The 1,795-nt window shown below is 39.7% G+C and carries 2 protein-coding genes and 1 pseudogene; all 3 read left to right on the top strand.

The window, feature by feature from the left end; all coding sequences use genetic code 11:
- Window positions 1–283: 283 nt before the first annotated feature.
- A pseudogene (locus tag H601_RS16860) lies at window positions 284–631 on the top strand (MerC domain-containing protein); the annotation flags it as partial.
- A gap of 21 nt (window positions 632–652) precedes the next feature.
- Window positions 653–898 carry a GDCCVxC domain-containing (seleno)protein gene (locus H601_RS16855; protein WP_051220758.1) on the top strand — a complete coding sequence of 82 codons (246 nt, stop codon included), beginning with the start codon at window positions 653–655 and terminating at the stop codon, window positions 896–898.
- Window positions 899–908: 10 nt separating this feature from the next.
- Window positions 909–1,706: a cation efflux transmembrane domain-containing protein gene (locus H601_RS0112945; protein WP_026711882.1), complete on the top strand. Its 798-nt coding sequence runs from the start codon at window positions 909–911 to the stop codon at window positions 1,704–1,706.
- Window positions 1,707–1,795: the final 89 nt, after the last annotated feature.

Raw genomic sequence — 1,795 nt, 5'->3', positions numbered from 1 at the left:
CACCCCGAAAATTAGTTTTTGTAATCCAAATTTGTATTTTTGAACTATTTGAAAAGCTTTCGGGGTGTGTCCTGCGGATGCAGGGCACACACAGCGGTTTTGCAAGATGGCGGTGCAGTGCTTCGTATGACAGTTTTTCGTAAATTTGAAGTTTGGTGTTTCGAATGAAGTCCGGTGCTAAAAATCGCCACCTTCGCAAAGCCCGAAACCGTTAGCAGTAATGGTAGGACGACTCCAACAGACAACGATAGACAATTCAATAAACAGTATTTATTAAAGAAATATGGCAATTAAACTTAAAGACAACATTGACAAGTTCGGCACGGCAGGACTTTTTTTGACAGCAATATTTTCACCTTGCTGTTTTCCTCTTTTTGCTTTTGCAGCTTCTGCACTTGGACTTGGGAGCTTTGAACTTTTCGGTGGGTGGACAATGTGGATTTTCCAAACAATGGTTTTAGTATCAGTTGGCGGACTTTACATTTCATACCGCAGACACCGTTGCTTGTATCCTTTAATGGTTGCTATTCCGAGCGGACTTTTAATTTTTTACGCTTATCACATAAACGACAGTGACTACTGGACATATTTTCTTTACGTTGGTATGTTCGGACTTCTCATAGCGACAATTTGGAATTATAAACGAAACAAAATGAACGGAACTTGCGACACTTGCACAACTTACAACGGAAAAACCGTTGAAACACAATCAACCTTGACGTGTCCAGACTGCGGACACAAAAAAACTGAAATTATGCCGACTGACGCTTGTGTATATTTCTACGAGTGCGAAAAATGCAAAACACGACTGAAACCATTGCAAGGCGACTGTTGTGTTTATTGTAGTTACGGGACAGTTAAATGTCCACCAATTCAAGCAGGAGAAAATTGTTGCTAATGAAAAAGTAATGCTAAAGACAACGTTTAAAATATCCAAAATGGACTGCCCATCCGAAGAGCAAATGATACGGATGAAGCTTGCCGACTTGACAAACATCAACTCGTTGGACTTTGACATTGCTAACAGACAATTGACTGTTTTTCACACCGACAGCTACGACCAAATTTTTCATCGTCTTGACAACTTAAAATTTGACACCTCACTTATTGACAGCGTTACAGCAGACAATTACACAACAGTAACCGACAACTCCGACAGAGAAAAGCAATTGCTTTGGCAAGTTTTAGTCATTAATTTTTTCTTTTTTGCACTTGAACTTACGACAGGTTTTATCTCAAACTCGATGGGACTTGTAGCCGATAGTATGGATATGCTTGCTGACAGCATCGTTTATGGACTTGCACTTTTTGCAGTTGGCGGGACAATGACAAGAAAAAAGAACATTGCAAAGTCAGCAGGTTATTTTCAATTGACACTTGCCGTTTTCGGTTTCATTGAAGTTATCAGACGATTTGTTGGGACTGAAACAGTTCCAGCATTTCAGACAATGATAATTATTTCAATTCTTGCACTAATTGGCAACGGACTTTGTTTGTATTTACTGCAAAAAAGTAAAAGCAAAGAAGCACATATGCAAGCAAGTATGATTTTCACATCAAATGACGTAATTGTAAATCTTGGAGTAATTGTAGCAGGCGGACTTGTTTACTTGACAAACTCAAAATACCCTGACCTTATCGTAGGGACAATAGTATTTTTTATCGTTGGACAAGGAGCATTTAAAATCTTGAAACTATCGAAATGACGGACGAAAACAGCACCACTACTGCTAATCGAGTAGACTGCCCCACTAGAAACTAGCAGGGAGAGCCTCTCACACCACCGAGCATACGG

Origin of the sequence: Flavobacterium filum DSM 17961 (assembly GCF_000425465.1) — a bacterium.
GTDB classification, from domain to species: Bacteria; Bacteroidota; Bacteroidia; order Flavobacteriales; family Flavobacteriaceae; genus Flavobacterium; species Flavobacterium filum.
Note: the sequence above shows the minus strand (reverse complement) of the source record. Positions and strands in the feature narration are given on the sequence as shown.